Origin of the sequence: Allobosea sp. AK1 (assembly GCF_006714945.1) — a bacterium.
Classification (GTDB): Bacteria; Pseudomonadota; Alphaproteobacteria; order Rhizobiales; family Beijerinckiaceae; genus Allobosea; species Allobosea robiniae.
Genome location: NZ_VFMG01000001.1, coordinates 1,854,047 through 1,874,581 on the forward strand (window position 1 = coordinate 1,854,047; position 20,535 = coordinate 1,874,581).

Annotated in this window: 22 protein-coding genes and 1 tRNA gene; 12 read left to right on the forward strand and 11 right to left on the reverse strand. The window is 67.9% G+C overall.

The features are described 5' to 3' along the window. Positions 1–15 precede the first annotated feature (15 nt). The 6 genes from FHT98_RS09295 to FHT98_RS09320 all read right to left on the reverse strand — a co-directional run bounded on the left by FHT98_RS09295 (position 16) and on the right by FHT98_RS09320 (position 5,445). Positions 16–675 carry a class I SAM-dependent methyltransferase gene (locus tag FHT98_RS09295; protein WP_142113838.1) on the reverse strand — a complete coding sequence of 220 codons (660 nt, stop codon included), beginning with the start codon at positions 673–675 and terminating at the stop codon, positions 16–18. Continuing rightward, complete coding sequence (locus FHT98_RS09300; protein WP_142113839.1) at positions 672–1,826, reverse strand: glycosyltransferase; 1,155 nt, start codon at positions 1,824–1,826, stop codon at positions 672–674. The genes FHT98_RS09295 and FHT98_RS09300 overlap by 4 nt, the downstream gene beginning before the upstream one ends. 47 nt (positions 1,827–1,873) lie before the next feature. After that, a complete protein-coding gene (locus FHT98_RS09305; protein WP_185745112.1) occupies positions 1,874–3,361 on the reverse strand; it encodes a S8 family serine peptidase in 1,488 nt (495 codons plus the stop codon). A 61-nt stretch (positions 3,362–3,422) separates the two neighbouring features. Then, positions 3,423–4,115, reverse strand: coding sequence for an anti-sigma factor (locus FHT98_RS09310; protein ID WP_142113841.1), 693 nt, complete (start codon positions 4,113–4,115; stop codon positions 3,423–3,425). 111 nt (positions 4,116–4,226) lie between these two features. After that, entirely contained in the window at positions 4,227–4,808 is a 582-nt protein-coding gene (locus FHT98_RS09315) for a sigma-70 family RNA polymerase sigma factor (protein ID WP_425284620.1), read from the reverse strand. A 262-nt stretch (positions 4,809–5,070) separates the two neighbouring features. Next, a complete protein-coding gene (locus FHT98_RS09320; protein WP_061971329.1) occupies positions 5,071–5,445 on the reverse strand; it encodes a DUF6481 family protein in 375 nt (124 codons plus the stop codon). A gap of 280 nt (positions 5,446–5,725) precedes the next feature. On the opposite strand from FHT98_RS09320, the gene proB reads away from it, so the two are divergent. The 9 genes from proB to FHT98_RS09365 all read left to right on the forward strand — a co-directional run bounded on the left by proB (position 5,726) and on the right by FHT98_RS09365 (position 14,444). Further along, positions 5,726–6,916, forward strand: a complete 1,191-nt coding sequence (proB, locus tag FHT98_RS09325; RefSeq protein WP_142113842.1) for a glutamate 5-kinase — start codon at positions 5,726–5,728, stop codon at positions 6,914–6,916. 48 nt (positions 6,917–6,964) lie between these two features. Further along, positions 6,965–8,269, forward strand: coding sequence for a glutamate-5-semialdehyde dehydrogenase (locus FHT98_RS09330; protein WP_185745113.1), 1,305 nt, complete (start codon positions 6,965–6,967; stop codon positions 8,267–8,269). A 15-nt stretch (positions 8,270–8,284) separates the two neighbouring features. After that, the gene (locus FHT98_RS09335; RefSeq protein WP_142113843.1) at positions 8,285–8,908 is read left to right on the forward strand and encodes a nicotinate-nucleotide adenylyltransferase; all 624 of its coding nucleotides are present in this window, start codon (positions 8,285–8,287) and stop codon (positions 8,906–8,908) included. Between the two features lie 151 nt (positions 8,909–9,059). Further along, a complete protein-coding gene (gene rsfS / locus FHT98_RS09340) occupies positions 9,060–9,389 on the forward strand; it encodes a ribosome silencing factor (RefSeq protein WP_082617706.1) in 330 nt (109 codons plus the stop codon). Positions 9,390–9,401: 12 nt separating this feature from the next. Continuing rightward, complete coding sequence (rlmH, locus tag FHT98_RS09345) at positions 9,402–9,896, forward strand: 23S rRNA (pseudouridine(1915)-N(3))-methyltransferase RlmH (protein ID WP_061971323.1); 495 nt, start codon at positions 9,402–9,404, stop codon at positions 9,894–9,896. After that, the gene (locus FHT98_RS09350) at positions 9,893–11,248 is read left to right on the forward strand and encodes a murein hydrolase activator EnvC family protein (RefSeq protein WP_142113844.1); all 1,356 of its coding nucleotides are present in this window, start codon (positions 9,893–9,895) and stop codon (positions 11,246–11,248) included. The genes rlmH and FHT98_RS09350 overlap by 4 nt, the downstream gene beginning before the upstream one ends. Further along, the gene (locus FHT98_RS09355; protein ID WP_113584566.1) at positions 11,248–12,609 is read left to right on the forward strand and encodes a S41 family peptidase; all 1,362 of its coding nucleotides are present in this window, start codon (positions 11,248–11,250) and stop codon (positions 12,607–12,609) included. Before FHT98_RS09350 ends, FHT98_RS09355 begins: the two co-directional genes overlap by 1 nt. A gap of 183 nt (positions 12,610–12,792) precedes the next feature. After that, a complete protein-coding gene (locus FHT98_RS09360; protein WP_142113845.1) occupies positions 12,793–13,923 on the forward strand; it encodes a divergent polysaccharide deacetylase family protein in 1,131 nt (376 codons plus the stop codon). Beyond that, positions 13,920–14,444 carry an RNA pyrophosphohydrolase gene (locus tag FHT98_RS09365; protein ID WP_142113846.1) on the forward strand — a complete coding sequence of 175 codons (525 nt, stop codon included), beginning with the start codon at positions 13,920–13,922 and terminating at the stop codon, positions 14,442–14,444. The genes FHT98_RS09360 and FHT98_RS09365 overlap by 4 nt, the downstream gene beginning before the upstream one ends. A gap of 36 nt (positions 14,445–14,480) precedes the next feature. Here the strand turns inward: FHT98_RS09365 and FHT98_RS09370 are convergent, their stop codons facing one another. Both FHT98_RS09370 and FHT98_RS09375 read right to left on the reverse strand, forming a co-directional pair. Further along, a complete protein-coding gene (locus tag FHT98_RS09370; RefSeq protein WP_113584545.1) occupies positions 14,481–15,068 on the reverse strand; it encodes a hypothetical protein in 588 nt (195 codons plus the stop codon). Between the two features lie 124 nt (positions 15,069–15,192). After that, positions 15,193–15,269: transfer RNA gene (locus FHT98_RS09375), tRNA-Arg, on the reverse strand. A 28-nt stretch (positions 15,270–15,297) separates the two neighbouring features. Here FHT98_RS09375 and FHT98_RS09380 point away from each other — a divergent pair. The 3 genes from FHT98_RS09380 to FHT98_RS09390 all read left to right on the forward strand — a co-directional run bounded on the left by FHT98_RS09380 (position 15,298) and on the right by FHT98_RS09390 (position 18,530). Continuing rightward, positions 15,298–16,071: a hypothetical protein gene (locus FHT98_RS09380; protein ID WP_113584546.1), complete on the forward strand. Its 774-nt coding sequence runs from the start codon at positions 15,298–15,300 to the stop codon at positions 16,069–16,071. Between the two features lie 4 nt (positions 16,072–16,075). After that, a complete protein-coding gene (locus tag FHT98_RS09385; protein ID WP_142113847.1) occupies positions 16,076–17,560 on the forward strand; it encodes a M48 family metalloprotease in 1,485 nt (494 codons plus the stop codon). Positions 17,561–17,660: 100 nt separating this feature from the next. Next, positions 17,661–18,530 (forward strand): dienelactone hydrolase family protein, encoded by an 870-nt coding sequence (locus tag FHT98_RS09390; protein ID WP_061971315.1) that lies wholly within the window; start codon positions 17,661–17,663, stop codon positions 18,528–18,530. Between the two features lie 76 nt (positions 18,531–18,606). Here the strand turns inward: FHT98_RS09390 and FHT98_RS09395 are convergent, their stop codons facing one another. The 3 genes from FHT98_RS09395 to FHT98_RS09405 form a co-directional block, all read right to left on the reverse strand. Continuing rightward, positions 18,607–19,203 (reverse strand): CarD family transcriptional regulator, encoded by a 597-nt coding sequence (locus tag FHT98_RS09395; protein WP_061971313.1) that lies wholly within the window; start codon positions 19,201–19,203, stop codon positions 18,607–18,609. Positions 19,204–19,580: 377 nt separating this feature from the next. Continuing rightward, positions 19,581–19,916, reverse strand: a complete 336-nt coding sequence (gene fdxA / locus FHT98_RS09400) for a ferredoxin FdxA (protein ID WP_061971311.1) — start codon at positions 19,914–19,916, stop codon at positions 19,581–19,583. A gap of 170 nt (positions 19,917–20,086) precedes the next feature. Continuing rightward, positions 20,087–20,395 (reverse strand): RNA-binding S4 domain-containing protein, encoded by a 309-nt coding sequence (locus tag FHT98_RS09405; RefSeq protein WP_061971310.1) that lies wholly within the window; start codon positions 20,393–20,395, stop codon positions 20,087–20,089. Positions 20,396–20,535 lie beyond the last annotated feature (140 nt).

Below are 20,535 nucleotides of genomic sequence, written 5' to 3' on the forward strand. Positions count from 1 at the left end.
GGCTGGCGGCGCGCCTTACCCGGCGAGCCGCCAGACCGAGCTGCGCTTGATCTCGGCATCCTCCAGCGCGCGCGTCACCGGCACTTCATAGGTCGCGACCGCCTCCAGCTTGCCGCGCGGCAGATAGCTGCGACCGGGATCGCCGATCAGCACCGTAGCCCCACGCGCCGACAGCCCCGACAGCCAGTCGATCACGCGCTCGGCCATCGCGCGCTCGTAGCAGACGTCCCCGGCGCAGATGACCTCCCAGCCCTCGTCGCGGCCGATCAGATCCTCGCAGCGCGCTGTCACCGCGACGCCATTGGCCGCCGCGTTGATGCCGATCGCCGCCGCGGCGAAACCGTCGATGTCGCAGGCCTCGACCGGCGCCGCTCCTGCCTTCGCCGCTGCGATCGCCACAAGCCCGGAGCCGGAGGCGAAATCCAGCATCCGACGACCCGTGACGATCTTGCCATGGTCTAGCAGATAGCGTGCGAGAGCCTGCCCGCCCGCCCAGGCAAAAGCCCAGAATGGCGGTGGCAGGCCGATCACGGCGAGCTCGTCCTCCGTCTTCTGCCAGAGTTCCGTCGCTTCCTCGGCGACATGCAATGAAATCTCCGGCGCATGCGGCACCGGAAGCAACCGGGTATGAGCGCGGATGAAGGCTTCGCGATCGAGCGCAGCTTCACCGCTCATGCAGCGACCTCGGGCGTGGAGCCGTCAAGCAAGCTCAGATAGAGCGCTTTCACGCCGTTCATCACGTCGCGCTCGGTATGGCCGTCGAGCAGGCGGGCCCGCGCACTATCTCCCATGCGCTCGACAAGGCCGGGAGCACGGGCGAGGACCACGAGTGCCCTCGCCAGCGCCGCCGCATCGTCGGCTGGAACCACCATCCCGCCCTGCCCGTCGCGGACGAAGCTGCGACAGCCCGGAACATCCGTCGTCAGGATCGCCCGGCCGCAGGCCGCAGCTTCCAGGATCGTGCGCGGCAGGCCCTCGCCGCCTCGCGACGGCAGGATGCAGAGATGATGCGCCTTCCAGACACCCTCGATATCGCGCGTCGGCCCGCCCCAGGTGATACCCGGCCGCGCGGCCCATTCCTTCAATGTCGCCTCGGGAATGGCCTTCGGGTTGGACGGATCGGGCGCGCCATGGATGGTGAGCGCGACCTTCGCCCCCTCGGCCCGCGCGAGCCTCACCGCCTCGACCGCGAGATCGACGCCCTTGGACCAGAGCATGCGCGCGACCAGCGCGACCTTGAGCGGCGGCGCCGGCGGCATCGGCGAGGGCATCAGGATCAGCGGATCGACACCGGCCCCGCCGACAATCGCGACCTTTGCCGCGTCCTGAGGATCGAGACCGAGCGTGACGGGATCATCGGGATTCTCGAACAGGAAGCGGACCTGCGGCCCGTCGATGACGCCGCGCAGCCAGGAGATGGCCGCGAAGCGCGCCAGCGCTGCGAGCACTCCCTGCCTGGCGCCAAGGAAGCCGAGCCCGGTCAGCGCATAGACCCGCCGCTCGACGCCCGCCAGCTTGCCGGCGAGCCCGGCGAGCGCGATCGGCTTCAACGCGATGCAATGCAGGATATCGGGTCGTTCGGCCGCAATCAGGCGCTTCAGCGCGCCGATCTGCTTGAACAAGGCCCGCGGATCGAGGCTGCGCCGCTCCGCCTCCAGCCCGATCAGCCTCGCCCCCGTCGCCTCGATCACGCGCCGGTGGTTGCGTTCGCGCGCGATCACCGCGACGTCGAAGCCGAGCTCGCGCGCGGCCCGGGCCATCGGCAGGAAATGCGAGGCGAAGAACCAGTCCTCGGTGGCGACGAAGAGGAGTTTCGGGCGCGGCATCGCGCCATCAGGCCGATGCGGCGGCGAAGGTCAAGAGTGCATGCCGATCAGGGCCGCGCCGTCGCGACCGGCAGCACGCGGGCGAGCGCCGTCGGCGGGTCGATCCGCCCGGCGCCGAAGGTCGGGTCGCGCCCGCGCGAGCCGAGATCGGTCGCGCTTTCGGCGAGCACCCGGCGGGCGCTGTCGGTATCGAGCTCCGGCTGCTTTTCGAGCAGGAGCGCGACCAGCGCCGTGACATGGGCGGCAGCGATCGACGTGCCCGAGGTGAAGGCGTAGCGTCCGCCGGGCTCGGCCGTCAGAACATCGACGCCAGGGGCCGCGATCGCGACATAACTACCGCGATTGGCATCGCTGAAGACCTTGTCTTCGGCATCGGTCGCCGTCACCGCGATCACGCTCGGATCGGCGCCCGGATAGAGCGGCGCCGAGCGGGCTCCGCCATTGCCGGCGGCGGCGATAGTGATGACACCGCGCTCCTTCGCGCCGGCCAGCGCCTTGGAGAGCAGGCGGTCCTGCGGGCCGGCGAAGCTGAGATTGATCACCTTGGCGCGTTGCTGGACCACCCATTCGAGCGCGGTCAGAATCTGGAACGACTTGCCGTTGGCTGAGGTCGCCTGCGGCCCGCCGAAGGCGCGGGCGACGATGAGGCGGGCCGCAGGAGCGATACCCTGCAATTCGCCATGCGCGACGATCGCCGTCGCCATCGAGGTGCCGTGCGCATGCGGCGTCGCCAGCCCGTCGATCGCGTCGAGATAACCGAGGACCGAGCCCCTGATTTCGGGATGCTCAATATCGACGCCGGAATCGATCAGGCCGACGCGGATGCCGCGCCCCTGCGCCAGCTTGCGCACCTCGCCGAGGCGCAGCTTCTCGACGATGTATTGCGGCGGCAGGATGCGCCGCACCGCGGCGCTGCCGCGCGCCGCCGTCACGGGATCGGCCAGGCGCAGGCTCGGCGGCGGCGGTGCGGTGGTCGCTTCCGATGAGGCGGTGGTTGCTCCCGCCGGCGCGCCGGCACGGGACTGGGAGTCCTGCTGCAATTCGAAGAGGAAGTTCGGCTGCGCCCCGGCGATGCTGGTGTCCTCGGCCATCGCGGTGAGCACGGCGCGCAGATCGCGTCCAGCCTCGATCCTGGCGCGGATGATGGTGACGCCTGCGAGCTCGAAGCGCTGGCTGGCGATCAGCGTCGCGCCATAGCGGCGCAGCACCGCCTCCGCCTCGACATTGGGCGCAAGCTCGAACAGCACCTCGTCGGGGACGAAGCGGGTCTCGTCCATCGCCGGAACGATGCTTCGCTGGGCTCGCGGCTGCAGCCAGGAGCCGGGCGGCACGCGCATCGAACGGTTGGTTCCACCGGCGGATGGCTGCTGCGGGCTCGTCGTCGGCGCGACGCGCTTATCCTTGCCGTCACCGGTCCCACCCGCGGGCTGCGCGAAAGCCGGCCCCGGCACGAGCGCGAGCACGCATGCGACAAGGCCGGCGCCGGCGAGACACCGAAGCGATGATTTCCGACGGGCGAACGGGGACGGCTGCATGGCCTCACCCTCCTGCGACGACGACATCATGCCATGGCGCCCAGCAACCGCGCCAGCCGGTTCACGGCGCCGGTGCGACGAAGCTGACGATGGCGCTCTCGCCCTTCATCCGCGCCGCGATGGCATCGAGCTGGGCGGAGGAGAGGGAGGCATCGCCGACGCGCACCTTGAAGAAGCCGTTGGCGCGCGGGCCATCGACCACCGAGGCGTCGAAGCGCTTGAAGAAGGAGGCGATCTCGCCGGCCCGCGCCTCGGGCGAGAAGCTCAGCAGCACATAGCTTTCCGACGGCCGCGCGCCCGGCGCCGAAGCGGTCTCGAAGCCGGAACCGCCCTTGTGCAGCGCAAGCCCGGTGATCGCGACGCCCTGCAGCGCGATCAATGCGATTGCGGCGGCGCTGACATAAGCCAGGCGACGCGGCGGCTGCCCGGCCAGAAGTCCGCCGAGCCAGCCCAGGAAACCGCGGCTGTTGTCCTTGGCACGCGCAAGCAGCGGCATCGGGCGGGCTTCCGCCTCGATCCCGGCCATCAGCTTTTCGAGCGCGTTGTGGGAGGGAGCGCCGAGGCCCTCGTTGAGCAGGACCGTCTCGGCCATGTCGTCGCGGATCAGATCGAGCCGGGCGGCAAGCTCGGCATCGACGGCGAGCGCAGTCTCAACGCGGCGCTTGTCGGCGTCGGAGATCCGGCCATTGGCATAGAAGGGCAGCAGCTCCTCAAGCTCGCGGCGCTTCGGATCGCTGGCGATGCTGTCGTTCATCACGCCACTCCCTGGGCGGCCGGGCCGCGCCTCATAAAAACAGAAGCATTTTCAAGCGAAGTGGATACCGGTTCGCGTGAAGAAAATGCGGCAGTAAAAAGCACCAAATTCTTACGGCCAGCCGCGGTCGATGCCGGCAGCTTTGAGCAACTCGCCCAGCTTCTTGCGGGCGTGGAAGAGGCGGGTCTTGACGGTATTCTCGGGGATTCCGACGATCCGTGCGACCTCTTCGACAGAAGTCTCATGGTAATAGACGAGGTCGATGACCTCGCGGTGCTCGGCCGAAAGACGTCCGAGGCAGGCGCGAATGGCGAGACCCTTATCCTGCTTCTGCAGCACGATCTCGGGGCCGTCGGCCTCGTCCTCGATGCTTTCGGCATAATCCTCGTCCAGCTCGGCATCGCGGCGCTTGCGCAGGAGCGACCAGGCCTTGTTCCGGGCAATGGCGAGCAGCCAGGTCGAGACCGAGGCGCGAGCCTCGAACCGGTCCGCCTGTCGCCACAGATCCATGAACACGTCACTGATCACATCCTCGGCAAGCGTCTCGTCGCGGACGAGCCGCAGCACGAAACGATAGACCCGCACCTGATGCCGCGAAAACAGCACCTTCATCGCGAGCCGGTCACCAGAGGCGATCCGTTTGACGAGATCCTCGTCCGATTCCGTATGCATTGCCCCTCGAAGGCCAGGCATCCCGGCTCGCATCCGGTTGTCGCGGCGAGCAGGAAAAAGGTTCAACCCGGCGCGCACATTAATCTGCGCAAGCGGATTTGCCGATAGGCCGATGCGAAACGGATAGGAGTTTTTTGGCCGAAAAGCAGCCATTGCCTGGGGCAGGCGCTTCCATCGCAGTTAAGCGGATATGAAAAGGGGCGCTCGCGGCGCCCCAAATCGCATTCTCTAGAGATGCGCGAATTCCTGTCGCCCGGCCGATGTCGACCGAGCCGAAAAGGCGTCAGCGGCGCTTGCCGGCCGTCCGCATCTGCATGTACTGCACGGCTTCCAGCAGCACCTTGCGCGGACGCTCGGCGTCGCGCTTGGCCTGCTCCGCCTTGCGGGCGACCTCGCGGGCGATCTCTTCCTGGCGCTTCTCTTCTTCGATGCGCGCACGTTCGATCGCTTCCAGGCGCTCGTTCTCGGCCCGGATCTTCGCCTTCTCGGCTTCGCGCTCGGCGCGGGCCTGGGCGATGGCTTCCCGCTCCTCGCGTCGCTGCACCATCACCGGGTCGTCGGCCTTCGGCCGGGCCTTGAAACGCTCGAGCAGCGCCTTCTTGGCATTGGCGGAATTGGACTGGCGGTCGGTGAAGCTGCGGTCGTTCGGGTTCTTCAAGGGTGATCTTCTCTCGGGTTGTTACGGGCGTTTGCTCGGCCCGCGCGGGCGAGATAATCCAGATCCGGCCGGATTGGTATCGAAATCGACGCGCGGCAGCCCCGCTTCCAACGCTTATCGGGCGGCAGGCCCTGCTTACCGCACGCCAAAAACGCATGAGAATGGCAGGATCGGCACCCTATCAGACGGGCGGGCCGGCCCATGCATATGGGCAGCCAGCCCGTGCCTGTCAATGCAAAGAGCCCTTTTACGCGCCGCATCGCGACCGGAAAACACCTCTATGCTTTACAAGCGAGGCATTTTCGCCAACAGGCAGGGCGACTGCCGCAACAACGCCGTGCTCCCCGTGAAGACGCCCCTGCTCTCCGATTTCCGCCGCATCGTCGTCAAGGTCGGCTCCAGCCTGCTGGTCGACCGCGATCGCGGCCGACTGCGCCATGCCTGGCTCGCCGCGCTGGCGGAGGACCTTGCCGAGTTGCACCAGCGCGGCGCCGACGTGCTCGTCGTCTCCTCCGGCGCGATCGCGCTCGGGCGCACCGTGCTCGGCCTGCCCTCCGGCCCCTTGCGCCTGGAAGAGAGCCAGGCCGCCGCGGCCGTCGGCCAGATCGCGCTCGCCCGCAACTGGGCGGAGGCGCTCGGCGCCCATGGGCTGACCGCCGGCCAGATCCTGCTGACGCTGGCCGACACCGAGCAGCGCCGCCGCTATCTCAACGCGCGCGCCACGCTCGGCCGCCTGCTCGACCTGCGCGCCATCCCCGTCATCAACGAGAACGACACCGTCGCCACCACCGAGATCCGCTACGGCGACAATGACAGGCTCGCGGCGCGGGTCGCGACCATGGCCGGCGCCGACCTGCTGGTGCTGTTCTCCGATATCGACGGGCTCTATACGGCGCCGCCCGCGAAGGACCCCAGCGCCCAGCATATCGCCGTGGTCGAGCGCATCACGCCCGAGATCGACGCCATGGCGGGGGGCGCGGCGTCCGAGTTGTCGCGCGGCGGCATGCGCACCAAGGTCGAGGCCGGCAAGATCGCGGCCGCCGGCGGCACCCATATGCTGATCGCCGACGGACGCGCCAAGAACCCGCTCGCGAGCGTCGCAAGTGGCGGCCGCTGCACCTGGTTCCTCACGGCTTCGACGCCCGCCACCGCCCGCAAGACCTGGATCGCCGGCTCGCTGGAGCCGCGCGGCACGCTGCATCTCGACGCCGGCGCGGCCCGCGCGCTGCGTGGTGGCGCGAGCCTGCTGCCGGTCGGCGTCACCCGGATCGAAGGCGAGTTCGCGCGCGGCGACGCCGTGCTGATCCGCGATCCCGAGGGGCAACTGCTCGGACGCGGCCTTGTCTCCTATGATGCCGGCGAAGCGGCTCTGGTCCTCGGCAAGGCCTCGCGCGACATCGAGACCGTGCTCGGCCATCCCGGCCGCGCCGAGATGATCCACCGGGACGACATGGCGCTCGGGCTGGGTTAAACTTTCTTCGGGACTGGCATTTGCCAGCCGGATTTTGGACTGAACGAGATGACCGGCGACAGCGCATTGCGCATCATCGCGACGAACGAGGCCGCTGATGTCGGCCGCGTCATGCAGGATCTCGGCCGGCGCACCCGCGCAGCCGCGCGCAAGGTCGCGCTGAGCCCGGCCGGACAGCGCAACGCCGCGCTCCTCGCGATGGCGGACGCTTTGCGGGCCCGCACCTCCCGCATCCTCGCCGCCAACGCCCAGGACCTCGCCGACGGCAAAGCGGCCTCCTTGAGCGCCTCCTTCATGGATCGCCTCGCCCTCGATGAGACGCGGGTTGCCGCCATCGCCGATGCCGTCGCCGAGGTCGCCACCCTGCCCGATCCGCTCGGGCGGGTGCTGGCGGAGTGGACGCGGCCGAACGGTTTGCGCTTCGAGCGCGTCGCAACCCCGCTCGGCGTCATCGCCGTGATCTTCGAGAGCCGCCCCAACGTCACAGCCGATGCCGGCGCGCTCTGCCTGAAGAGCGGCAATGCCGCGATCCTGCGTGCGGGCTCCGATTCATTCCGCTCATCGACCGAGATCGCCGCCGCGATGCGCGAAGGCCTGGAAGCCGCCGGCCTGCCCGCCGACGCGATCCAGCTCGTGCCGACGCGCGACCGTGCCGCTGTCGGCGAAATCCTCTCGGGGCTGAACGGCACTATCGACGTCGTCGTGCCGCGTGGCGGCAAGAGCCTCGTCGCCCGCGTCCAGAGCGAGGCGCGCGTGCCGGTCTTCGCCCATCTCGACGGCAACTGTCATGTCTATGTCGACGCGAAGGCAGATCTCGCCATGGCCCGCGAGATCCTGCTCAACGCCAAGCTCCGCCGCACCGGCGTCTGCGGCGCGGCCGAGACGCTGCTGGTCGACGAAGCTTGTGCGGCGACCCATCTCGCCCCGCTCGTCGGCGCTCTGCTCGAAGCCGGCTGCGCCGTACGTGGCGATGAGGCCGCCAAGACGGCCGATGCCCGTGTGACGGCCGCGACCGAAGAAGACTGGGCGACCGAATATCTCGACCGGATCATCGCCGTGAAGACGGTCCACGGCCTCGATGCCGCGATCGACCATATCGAGCGCTACGGCTCGCACCATACCGATGCGATCGTTACCGATGACGCGGCCGCCGCCGCCCGCTTTCTCGCCGAGGTCGATTCCGCCATCGTCATCCACAACGCCTCGACCCAGTTCGCCGATGGCGGCGAATTCGGCTTCGGCGCCGAAATCGGCATCGCCACCGGCCGCATGCATGCGCGCGGCCCCGTCGGGGTCGAACAGCTCTGCTCCTTCAAGTACCGCGTCCACGGCGCGGGCCAGATCCGGCCCTGAGGCGAAGCAGGACGCATGACGAGCGAGCTGACGCGCCTGCCGTCCCGGCTGCCCCCCTTTGCGCCCGGCCTGCGCGTCGGCTTGTTCGGCGGCAGCTTCAACCCGGCCCATGACGGGCATCGGCTCGCGAGCCTGACCGCCTTGCGCCGGCTCCAGCTCGACCGCGTCTGGTGGCTGGTCACGCCCGGCAATCCGCTGAAGGACAATGCGAAGCTGCCCTCGCTCGCCGAACGCATCCGCCAGGCCGAAAGCATCGCCGGCCATGCCCGCATCGACGTCACCGGCGTCGAGGCGATGCTGCGCACCCGTTACACCGCCGACACGCTGCGCGCGCTCAAGCGGCGCTGTCCGGGCGTCAATTTCGTCTGGGTCATGGGCTCGGACAATCTCGCCGGTTTCCACCGCTGGAACGAATGGCGCGCCATCGCCCGGATGATGCCGATCGCGATCATCGACCGGCCGGGCTCGACCCACAGCGCCATGGCCTCGCCTGCCGCGAACTGGCTCTCGCGCTGGCGCCTGCCCGAAAGCCGGGCGGCTGTCCTGCCGCGCATGAAGCCTCCAGCCTGGGTCTTTCTGCACGGGAAGCGCTCGATGTTATCCTCGACCATGCTACGCAGACAGGCTGGTCGCGATTGAATTCCGGGACTTCCCGGCTTATTTTGGCTGCATCGCGCCAAGCGCGCATCTGGATCGAGAGGATACGTCACTGACCCGTCAAACCCTTGGTGAAGCCGAGCCGAAGCCGCTTCCCCAGGCTGCCGTCGCGGACAATCCCTCTGCCGACAGCATCGCCCTCGCCCAGCGTGTCCTCGAGGACATGAAGGCCGAGGACATCACGGTGATCGACCTCGTTGGCAAGACCTCGCTGGCTGACGCGATGATCATCGCCTCGGGCAACGTCAACCGCCACGTCGCGGCCATCTCGGACGCGCTCATCGAAGCCCTCAAGGCCTCGGGATTGCCCACGCCGAACGTCGAGGGCATGCCGGCTTGCGACTGGGTGCTGATCGATACCGGCGACATCATCATCCACGTCTTCCGACCCGAAGTGCGCCAGTTCTACAATCTCGAAAAGATGTGGGGCACCGACCGGCCGAACGAACGCCTCGACAGCTGAAGCTGTTTTCGGATGCGGCTCGCGGTCATCGCCGTCGGCCGGCTCAAGGACGGGCCGGAACGCGAACTCTGCGAGCGCTATCGTGAGCGCGGCCTCGCGCTCGGTCGCAGCATCGGCCTCAGCGGTCCCGACATCGTCGAGATCGCAGAGGGCCGCGGCCGCCGCCCCGACGAGCGAAAGCGCGAGGAGGCGCAGGCCATTCTCGCGCAATTTTCCTCAGCCAAGGCGCAGCCTGGCCTGATCATCGCCCTTGACGAGCGCGGCCGCCAGCTCGGCAGCGAAGCCTTTGCCAGCCGCCTCGCCACCGCCCGTGATTCCGGAACCGGCCATGCCAGCCTGATCATCGGCGGCGCCGACGGCCTGAGCGAGGAGATCCGCGACAGGGCCGATATCACGCTCGCTTTCGGCGCCTTGACGATTCCGCACCAGATCGTCCGCGCGCTGGTGCTCGAGCAGCTCTATAGGGCGATGACGATCATCTCCGGCCACCCCTATCATCGCGTATGACCGCGCTGCTGATTCGCTCCGGACTGCGCTGCCTGGGCCTCACCGCCCTGCTGGTAGCCTCGTTCGGTGCTTCCGCCCTTGCCCAGACGCCCCAGCCGGATCCGGAAGCCCTCCAGCGCGAGGCGATGCAGAAGCTCGTCGAGAAGCAGGCGCGCGAGAGCGAGCTCAAGGCGATCGAGCAGCGTCTCGCCGGAAACGCCGACGCCCGCGCCGCCCTCGAGAAAGAGATGGCGGGTATCCGCGCCGATCGTGCCGCTCTCAACAAGGCTCTCCTCGAAACCACCGCCAGGACGCAGGCCGGCGAGGAGCGGCTCGGCGCGCTGGAGACGCGGCTCAGCCTCCTGCAATCCAGCGAGACCGCGATTCGCCGCTCGCTCGACGGCCGGCGCAACCTGATCGCCGAGGTTCTGGCCGCGCTGCAACGCATCGGCCGGCGCCCGCCCCCGGCCGTGCTGGTGCGCCCCGAGGATATTCTCGAAGCCGTACGCGCCTCGATGCTGCTCGGCGCCGTCGTGCCCGATCTCAGGCAGGAGATCGAAATTCTCGGCACCGATCTCGCCGAACTCGTGCGGCTGCGCCAGGGCATCGCCACCGAAAAGGGCCACATCGGCACGGAAATGGAGCAGATCGCGGCCGAGCGGCAGCGCCTGGCCGCCCTGATCGAGGCGAGGCGCGAGCGCGAGGCCAGCGCCGCCAAGGATGTCGAGCAGCAAGCCGCGCTCGGCAGGGAGCTGGCCGGGCAGGCCCGCTCGATGCGGGATTTCGTCGAGAGGATCGAGAAGGAGATCTCCGTTGCCAACAAGGCGGCCGACGCCGCCCGCCAGGCGATCGAGCAGGAAACGCGCGACCAGCGCGAACGCATGACGGCGCTGGCCTTCAAGGACCCCGCGCGGCTTGCCCCGAAGATCGCCTTCGCCGAAGCCCGGGGCCTGCTTTCCCTGCCAGTGGCGGGATCACGATTGCGTGGTTTCGGCGATGCCGACGGCGCCGGCGGCACGATTCGCGGGATTTCGCTGGAGACCCGGCCGGGCGCCCTAGTTTCGGCGCCTTCTGACGGTTGGGTGGTTTATGCGGGGCCGTTTCGCTCGTTCGGGCAACTCTTGATCCTGAACGCTGGCGGAGGATACTACATCCTGCTAGCCGGCATGCAGCGGATCGATGTCGCGCTCAATCAGTTCGTGCTGGCAGGGGAGCCGGTTGCGGCGATGGGCGAAACGTCGGAAGCTGCCGCGACGACGGTAGGAGTGGGAACCGGGCAGCCGGTTCTGTATATCGAATTCAGGAAAGACGGCGTTTCGATCGACCCGACACCGTGGTGGACGAAATCGCAAGGCGAAAAGGTTCGCGGATGATGCGCAAGGTTTCCCTCGTTCTCGCCGGCGCCATCATGGGCGCAGGTCTGACCGGACTGGCCACACAGACCAGGCTGCTCTCCTCGACCAGCGCGGTCGCGGCCTCGGCCGAGGTCTATCGCAGCCTCAACCTTTTCGGTGACATTTTCGAGAAGATCCGCACCGACTATGTCGACAAGCCCGACGAGCAGAAGCTGATCGAGGCCGCGATCAACGGCATGGTCTCCTCGCTCGACCCGCATTCCTCCTATCTCGACTCCAAGTCCTTCCGCGACATGGATACCGACATGCGCGGCCAGTTCGGTGGCCTGGGCATCGAGGTGACGATGGAGGACGGCGTCCTCAAGGTCGCCAAGCCGATCAAGGACACGCCCGCCTCCAAGGCCGGCATCCTCGCCAACGACATCATCAAGCAGATCGACGGCGCCGAGGTGAAGGGCCTGTCCCTGACCCAGGCCGTCGAGAAGATGCGCGGGCTGATCAACACCCAGGTCACGCTCAAGATCGACCGTCCCGGCAAGACCGAGCCGCTCGAATTCACCCTGACCCGCTCGACCATCGTCGTGCCGGCCGTCGAGGAACGCGTCGAGGGCGATATCGGCTATATCCGCATCGGCACCTTCTCCGAGCAGACCTATGACGGTCTGCGCAAGGCGATCGAGAAGACCACGAGCGAGATCGGCGCCGACAAGCTGAAGGGCTATGTCATCGACCTCCGCAACAATCGCGGCGGACGCCTCGACCAGTCCGTGCTGGTTTCCGACGCCTTCCTCGATCGCGGCAAGATCGTCTCGACCCGCGGCCGCAATGCCGAGGAAACCCAGGTCTTCAACGCCAAGTCGGGCGACCTGACCAAGGGCAAGCCGGTCGTGGTGCTGATCAACGGCTCCTCGGCCTCGGCGGCCGAGATCGTCGCCGGCGCCTTGCAGGACCACAAGCGCGCGACCGTGATGGGCACGCGCTCCTTCGGCAAGGGCTCGGTCCAGACCGTGATCCCGCTCGGCTCCAATGGCGGCCTGCGCCTGACCACGGCGCGCTACTACACGCCGTCGGGCAACTCGATCCAGGCCAAGGGCATCACGCCGGATATCGAGGTCCAGCAGGACATCCCGCAGGAGATCAAGGACAAGCTCGTCGATAACAAGGGCGAAGCTTCGCTGAAGGGCCATCTCAAGGCCGGCGAGGGCGAGGAGCAGTCCGGCTCGAGCTCCTATGTGCCGACCGACGCGACCAAGGACACCCAGCTCATCGCCGCGCTGAACCAGTTGCGCGGCGTCAAGAAGGATGTTGCTGCCCCCGCGGAGAAGCCGGCCGCCCCGGCCGCGTCCGCCACTCCCGAGGCCCCCAAGCAGCCGAACTGAGCCTGCGGGCTCGACGCCGGGCTCCTTAGGCGCCAAGACTAGCGCGCGGACCGGTGATTCGGGTCCGCGTCGCAACCTCGAGGACGGCCTCTCACGGCCGGAACGCCGCTGACGGAGCTCAATCGACCGCTCGGCAGGGATCGCCCGGCGGCCTCTGGCAGGCCCTGGGGACGCTGGCTCGCGATGGCGGCTGCCGGTTGCGTCGGCGTGGCCGTATTGGGGCTCCTGCTGACGGTGGCGCTGCGTCGCGATCCCGATGGCGGCGAGCCGATGGCCGTGGCCTCGATCGAAAAGCGCGTCGCCCCCGTCTCCTCCGTGCCTGCCACCGCCGATGCGTCCACGTCGCGTGGACCGGCCAGCGCCGCCCAGCTTGAGAACAGCGCGGGTGTGACCGTGACGCGTGCAGGCGAGGATGCGCCGGACGCCATCATCATCACCATTCCCAGCGAGGCCCGCACCATCAAGCTCGCGACGGCCCCCGACAGTCGCCTGGCCGAGCGCTCGCGTTACGGCCTGCTGCCGAAGCTCGGCCCGGACGGCGCGACCCCGGCCAGGATCTATGCCCGCCCGCTCGGCCTCGAGCCGGAGCCGAAGCCGGCCGGCCGGATCGCGCTGCTCGTCGGCGGGCTCGGCATCAGCCAGAGCGGCACCGCCGACGCGATCGCGAAGCTGCCCCCGCCGGTTTCGCTCGCCTTCGCGCCTTATGGCACCGAGCTCGAACGCACCGTCCAGCGCGCCCGCAGCGAAGGCCATGAGGTCTTCCTGCAATTGCCGATGGAGCCCTTCGACTATCCCGACAACGACCCTGGCCCGCATACGCTGCTGACCGGCCCGAAGGCGCCGGACAATATCGACAAGCTGCATTGGGCACTCGGTCGCTTCACCGGCTATGTCGGCATCGTCAATTTCCTCGGCGGCCGCTTCACCGCCGATGAGAGCGCTCTCTCCCCGATCCTGCGCGAGCTCGCCGGCCGCGGCCTGATGGTCGTCGATGACGGTTCGTCCCCGCGCAGCCTGCTCGCCGGCTCGGCCGACCGCGCCCGCATCCCCGCCCTGAAGATCGATCGGGTCATAGACGGTGTCACCCGCGCCGATGCCATCGACAAGGAACTGGCCGCTTTGGAGAATCTCGCGCGCGAGCAGGGCATCGTTGTCGCCGCCGCAAGCGCCCTGCCGGTCTCGATCGAACGGATCAACCGCTGGGCCCAGTCGCTGGACGCCAAGAAGCTCGTGATCGTTCCCGTCAGCGCCGCCCGCGGCTTCCGTACGGCCAAGCCCCCCGTATCGCCCAGAACCACCGGATCGCTACGATGACCGACACGGCCCCCGAGGGCTACCGCCCCTGCGTGGGCTTAGCCCTGTTCAACGCCGAGGGCCTCGTCTTCGTCGGCCGCCGCGCCGACAAGACCAAGCGCGAGCATGTCGCGCCGGGCTATGCCTGGCAGATGCCGCAGGGCGGCATCGACGCAGGCGAGACGCCGCTGGAGGCTGCGCGGCGCGAGCTCGCCGAGGAAACCAGCGTCACCTCGGTCGAACTTCTCGCCGAGGCGCCGGGCTGGCTCGCCTACGACCTGCCCGCCGATATCGGCAAGGAGGCCTGGAAAGGTCGCTGGCGCGGCCAGGCACAGAAGTGGTTCGCCTTCCGCCTTGTCGGCCCCGAGGACGAGATCGACGTCCTCACGCCGGCCGGCGGCCACAAGGCCGAGTTCGATGCCTGGCGCTGGGCGAGGCTCGACGAGACGCCGGAACTGATCATTCCCTTCAAGCGGGAGGTCTACCGGCAGGTCGCGAAACACTTCGCCCCCTTCGCAGAAGACGCGGGCAGGAAGAGCTGAGTACGTCGGCCCGATTGAATCGTCGCTCGGCCGGCTTCAGCCCATCGTATAGACGACGCGCCCGATCCAGTAGATCTGGTAGAGGATGTGCACGCTGGCGAGCGCAAGATGCACCCCGCGCCGCGCCGAGACATAGGCGATCAGGCACAGCGCCAGCCCGATCGGGACCTGCACGAGATAATCGCCGCTCAGCTGGCTCCAGTGCTCGGTGCCCTTGATCAGGGTATCGACGACATCGAGCAGGAAGGCGGCAGCCAGGAGACCGAAGAACCAGCGCCGGCGCCGGATGAAGAAGTCCTCGTAGCCCGCATATTCCGCGATGTTGTCCGGGAACAGCAGCGCCGAGATCAGATAGAGCACGACGGCATAGCCGACCAGGAAGAGATAGACGCCGAAGCTCCAGGCCGGGATGCGCGACAGCCCGAACTCCCACCACCAGAACAGCACGAGCTCGAGCAGGATCGAGCCGACCCAGAGCATATGGAGCAGCGAGACGCGATAGCGGCCGGGATGCTGGATGAAGCCGGCAAGGCCGGCCAGCATCCGCGTGATGCCCAGGCCGATGACCATGCCCAGGACGATGCGGATATGGGTGAAGAGTTCGTGGGGCGAGACGGTCTCCATGCTCCGTGCTTAGAGCATGGAGCTTTGGGGCGGAAGCACCGTCATTCCGGATAAATCACGAGAACGGCGCCGATCCGGAACCATCGCAAAGCGCCGCGCAGTGATCGCCGCGCCAAAGGCGAAATGGCGTCCCGGAAGGGATTCGAACCCCTGACCTACGGTTTAGGAAACCGTTGCTCTATCCTGCTGAGCTACCGGGACGCACGAAACTCCGTGTAGCATAATCGCGATGCGGGTGAAGTCCCTTCTTGTCATCGTCATATTCGCGACCCTCGCCACCCCGCCGGCGCGGGCTGCTTCCGGCTGCGCGCCCGCCGAAGACGCCGTGACCGTGCAATTGTCCGGTCTGGACCCCGCCGGGGACCCGCTGCTGGGCGATGGCCGAAGATTGCGGCTCGTCGGCCTCGCGCCGCGCCAGAGTCCAGAGGAAGCATCGCGTTTCGATGCTGGTCTGAGCGGCTTCCTCGGTCGCCCGCTCGGCCTGACCGTCCTCGGCGAGCCCGATCGCTGGGGGCGGTTGCCTGCACGGCTGACGATCCCGCCGACGTCGCCCGGCGAACCGACGCTGGACCTCGCACAGCAGCTGCTGCGGCAAGGTGCCGCCCTCCCTCTGCACGAACCCGGTTCGTCCCCCTGCGAGACACCGCAAAAGGCTTCCGTTCAGGCAACGGTAACATCTGGGCCGCAACCTGCGTCGCTGACGGCGGTCGATGGCCATGATCTCGCCGCGGTCAAGGCGCAGGAGGGACGTTACGTCATGCTGGAAGGCCGGATCGCCTCGGTCGGCGAGCGTTCCCAGCGGACCTATCTGAACTTCTCCCGCCGCCCGAAGCAGGCTGCCTCGATCGTCCTGTCGCGCAGTCTCTGGCGCGAACTGAAGCGCGCCGGCTGGACCGCGAGCCATCTCGGCGGTAAACGGCTGCGTGCTTATGGTGTCCTTGCCGGGCGCGACGGCCTCCTGCTCGAGGTCGCATCCCGTTCGGCACTGGAACTGATCGACTGAGGACATGCTGGAGCTCTGGCCCGCATCGCTTTCGCGACATTCGAAGCGGCTGGTAGCCATCGTGCTGCCGGGCCTGCTCCTCGTCGGCTGCCTCGGCGACCAGAGTTCTCTCCTGCCGGCGAGCACCACCTCCGAAGGCGAGATCGCGCCGCGCATCAGTACGGTCCAGCGCGCCTCCGACCAGGAGCACCAGCGCCTGCTCGCAGCCTTCGGCGGCGAATACCGCGCACCGCGTGCCCGCGCCGCCCTCGACGAAGTCGTCCAGCGTCTGGCAAAGGCCGGCGAGGGCCAGATCGGCCATTACGAGATCACCATCCTGAATTCCCCGGTGGTCAACGCTTTCGCGCTGCCCAATGGCCGGCTCTACGTCACGCGGGGCCTGCTGGCGCTCGCCAACGACACCTCCGAGATCGCCTCCGTGCTGGCGCATGAGATCGCGCATGTCACGGCGCAGCACGCCGTCGAGCGCGCCGAGAAGGAAGCGGAATCGGCGCTGGTCAGCCAGGTCGTCTCGCAGGTCCTGAAGGATCCGGGGCGCGACGCAGCCGTGCGCGCCGGCTCGAAGCTCTCGCTGGCGAAGTTCTCGCGACAGCAGGAACTCACCGCCGACCAGATCAGCGTCCGCAACATCGCTCGCGCCGGCTACGACCCCTATGGCGCCGGGCGCTTCCTCGCCACGCTCGGCCGCAACACCGCCTTCCGCAGCAGCGGCCAGAACCAGAGCGCCGACGACAAGCGGCTCGACATCCTCTCCAGCCACCCGCAGACACCCGAGCGCGTCGCCGCCGTCACCGCCGCCGCCCGCCAGATCGCCGCGCCCGGCATCGGCGAGCGCGATGCCAATCGCTGGCTGAACGCCATCGAGGGCCTGGCCTATGGCGACGACCCGCGCGACGGCGTGGTCCGCGGCCGGCGCTATCTCAACAGTGCGCTGCGCATCGCCTTCAGCGCGCCGGATGGTTTCAGCCTAGAGGCGGCCCAGGACATGGTCATCGGCGTCAGCGCCAACGGCGCGCAGGCCCTGCGCTTCGATTCCGTCACGCTGAAGAGCGGCCAGACGCTGGAATCCTATGTCGCCGCCGGCTGGATCGAGGGCGTCGAGACGACCGGCATCGAGAAGACCGAGATCGGCGGGCAATCGGCCATCCTCGCCCACGGCAAGGGCACCGACTGGACCTTCAGGCTCGCCGCCGTGCAGATCGGCGACCGGGTCTATCGCTTCATCCTGGCGGCACGCGGCGGCAGCGATCCGGAACGGCAGATGCGGAGCATCGTCGAGAGCTTCCGGGTGATGACGCCCGCTGAGGCTCAGGCCGTCCGCCCGATGCAGATCCGCCTGGTCGCGGCCGAGGCCGGCGACACCATCGCAGCCATGGCCGAGCGCATGCCCGAGCAGGACCGGCCGGGCGAGCTCTTCCAGCTGCTCAACGGGCTCGATCGCAATGCATCGCTGACGCCCGGCCAGCGCTACAAGGTCGTCGCCGAGTAACGCGCGCCTTCACAAGGCCGCGAGTCTACGCGAGCTCCTCCCGCATCGCGCGCGTTCGCCGCTATGATCGGCGCAAGGCCATGGTTCAAGGGAGGCAAGGATGGCGCTCGATCGCCGGATCGTCGAACTCTACGACGAGTACACGCACAAGCCGCTCGACCGCCGCATCTTCATGAACCGGCTCCTCGCCATCGCCGGCACCGCGGCCGCGGCGGAAGCAGCGCTCGCCCTGCTGGAGCCCAACTACGCCCAGGCCCAGCAGGTGGCGCCGGACGATGCCCGCATCACCGCGAGCCGCTTCGACCAGACCGTCGATGGCGTGGCGCTGAAGGGCTATCTCGTCACGCCCAAGGCCGAGGCCAAACGCGGCGGCGTCCTCGTCATCCACGAGAACCGCGGCCTCAATCCCCATATCGAGGACATCACCCGCCGCATGGCGCTGGAGGGCTTCACCACGCTCGGGCTCGATTTCCTGACCCCGCTTGGCGGTACGCCCAGCGACCCGGACGCCGCGCGCGCGCTCTTCCCGCAGCTTTCGGTCGAAACGGTCGTCGCCCAGGGCCGCGCCGCGCTGAAATACCTGGCCTCGCGGCCGGATGCTACGGCCAAGACCGGCGCTGTCGGCTTCTGCTGGGGCGGCGGTTCGGTCAACGATCTCGCGGTCTCCGCCCCCGAGCTTGCGGCCGGCGTCGTTTTCTACGGCCGCCCGCCCGATCTCGCCAAGGTCCCGCAGATCAAGGCGCGCCTCCTGATCCAGCAGGCCTCACGCGACACCCGCCTCGTCCAGATGCTGCCGGACTATGAGAAGGCGCTGAAGGCGGCCGGCATCCAGTATGAGGCCATCGTCTATCCCGATGTCGACCACGCCTTCATGAACGACACCAGCGCCGAGCGCTACAACGCAGCTACGGCCGGACAGGCCTGGGCGAAGACGGTCGCTTTCCTGAAGGCGGGAACGGGGACGGCTTAGGTCACGCCCGGTTCGACCCAACAAAAAACCCGGCGGTCGCCCGCCGGGTTTTTCGAAACGATAGGGAACGAGCCGCTCAGGCAGCCTCTTCCGCCAGATCGTCGTTGTCGCCTTCCATCTCGGCCTCGGCTTCCGCCTCGGCCTTGCTGAGGCGGCGCGGCGATTTGGCGAGCTGCCCCTCGATCTTCTTGAGCGCCTCGGTCTCGGTGATGTCGTCGACCACCGCGATCTCGCGGGTCATGCGGTCGAGGGCGGCTTCATAGAGCTGGCGCTCGGAATAGGACTGCTCGGGCTGGGCCTCGGACCGGTAGAGGTCGCGCACCACTTCGGCGATGGCGACGAGATCGCCCGAATTGATCTTCGCTTCATATTCCTGCGCGCGGCGCGACCACATGGTGCGCTTGACGCGGGCGCGGCCGGTGAGCGTCGTCAGCGCCTTGGTGACGCAGTCGGCATCGGCGAGCTTGCGCAGGCCGACGCTGGCGGCCTTGCCGGTCGGGACACGCAGCGTCATCTTGTCCTTGGCGAAACCCACCACGAACAGCTCAAGTTTGAAGCCTGCGACTTCCTGCTCCTCGATCGCCGTGATCTGACCGACACCATGGGACGGATAGACGACATACTCGCCCGTCTTGAAACCATGGCGCACAACAGCTTTCTTCGCAGTAGACATGCCGTTACGACTCCTGACCGGCCCGCTCGACGCGAGCGCGTGATGATTTAGCCTCCGGCCGGTTGGCAGGAGGCTTCCGCCTGACGCGACGCTTCAAGAACGCACCGCTTCACGCTCCCTAGTCGATTGTTTCATTGTGCCCTGCCGAGAACGACGATCGAAGCCCCGGCGGCAAAGCCGGCTCTTTCATCGTCTGTGATCTCTGGGGGCGCCCCGATTGCAGGAACCTCGCAGGGGCATGCGGAACGACTTCGACTAAGGCTAGCTTGTAACACAAAAAACACGCCGAATCAAAGGTAAACGCCGGACGGCGTTCCTCTGCGGCAGCATGGCGAGGTCGTGGTTAATGCAGCGCGGCCGGCAAACGCCCGCCCGGATCAGTCGCCTTCGCCCGGTTCCGGCGAGAGCATCTCGAGCTTCCCGGCGACGCCGTCGAATTCCTTGGCGTCGGCCGGCGGGTCCTTCTTCTGGGTGATGTTCGGCCAGCTCGCCGCGAATTTTCCGTTGATCTGCAGCCAGCTTTCGAGGCCCGGCTCGGTATCCGGCTTGATCGCCTCGGCCGGGCATTCCGGCTCGCAGACGCCGCAATCGATGCATTCGTCGGGATGGATGACGAGCATGTTCTCGCCCTCATAGAAGCAGTCGACCGGGCAGACCTCGACGCAATCCATGTACTTGCACTTGATGCAGTTCTCGGTGACCACATAGGTCATGGGCCGGCCCTTCCAACGCTTCTAAACAGCCCCATAAACCCTTGCCCGGCGCAGGTTTCAAGGTCGTTTTAATGATCTTAGGCAGAACGATTTGTCATCCGGGACGTGCCGCGGAGAAGATTTCACCCTCCGGCCCGCTTTCGGCGCCTGCCGCCCGACAGGGCGCGGATTTAATCCTCGCCCCCGGCCTCCGCAAGCGGCGCATCGCCGCTGCCGCCGTCGAGCCGCTCATAGAGTTCCTGAGCGACCGCGAAGGAGCCGCGCCGCTCGGCAAAGCCGAGGACCCTGACCACCACGGTCGCATGCGGCAGGGCGAGCGTCAGCACCGCTCCGACCTTGATGCCCTGCGCCGGATTATCGCAGCGCCGTCCTTCGATCCGGACATGCCCGTCCTCCACCAGACGCACGGCTGCCGGGCGGTTGCGGGCGAAGCGCGCAAACCAGAGCCATTTGTCGAGGCGCTGACGATCGTCCTGCAAGCCGCCCGCGCCTCCCTGATCAGTGATCCGAGGACGGCGACTTCACGCGGAGCCACCTCGTCATCCCGGGCTTGACCCGGAATCCATTGGAGAGCGCCGAGCCCTTCGATGGATTCCGGATCGTCGTCGCCATCGCGGCT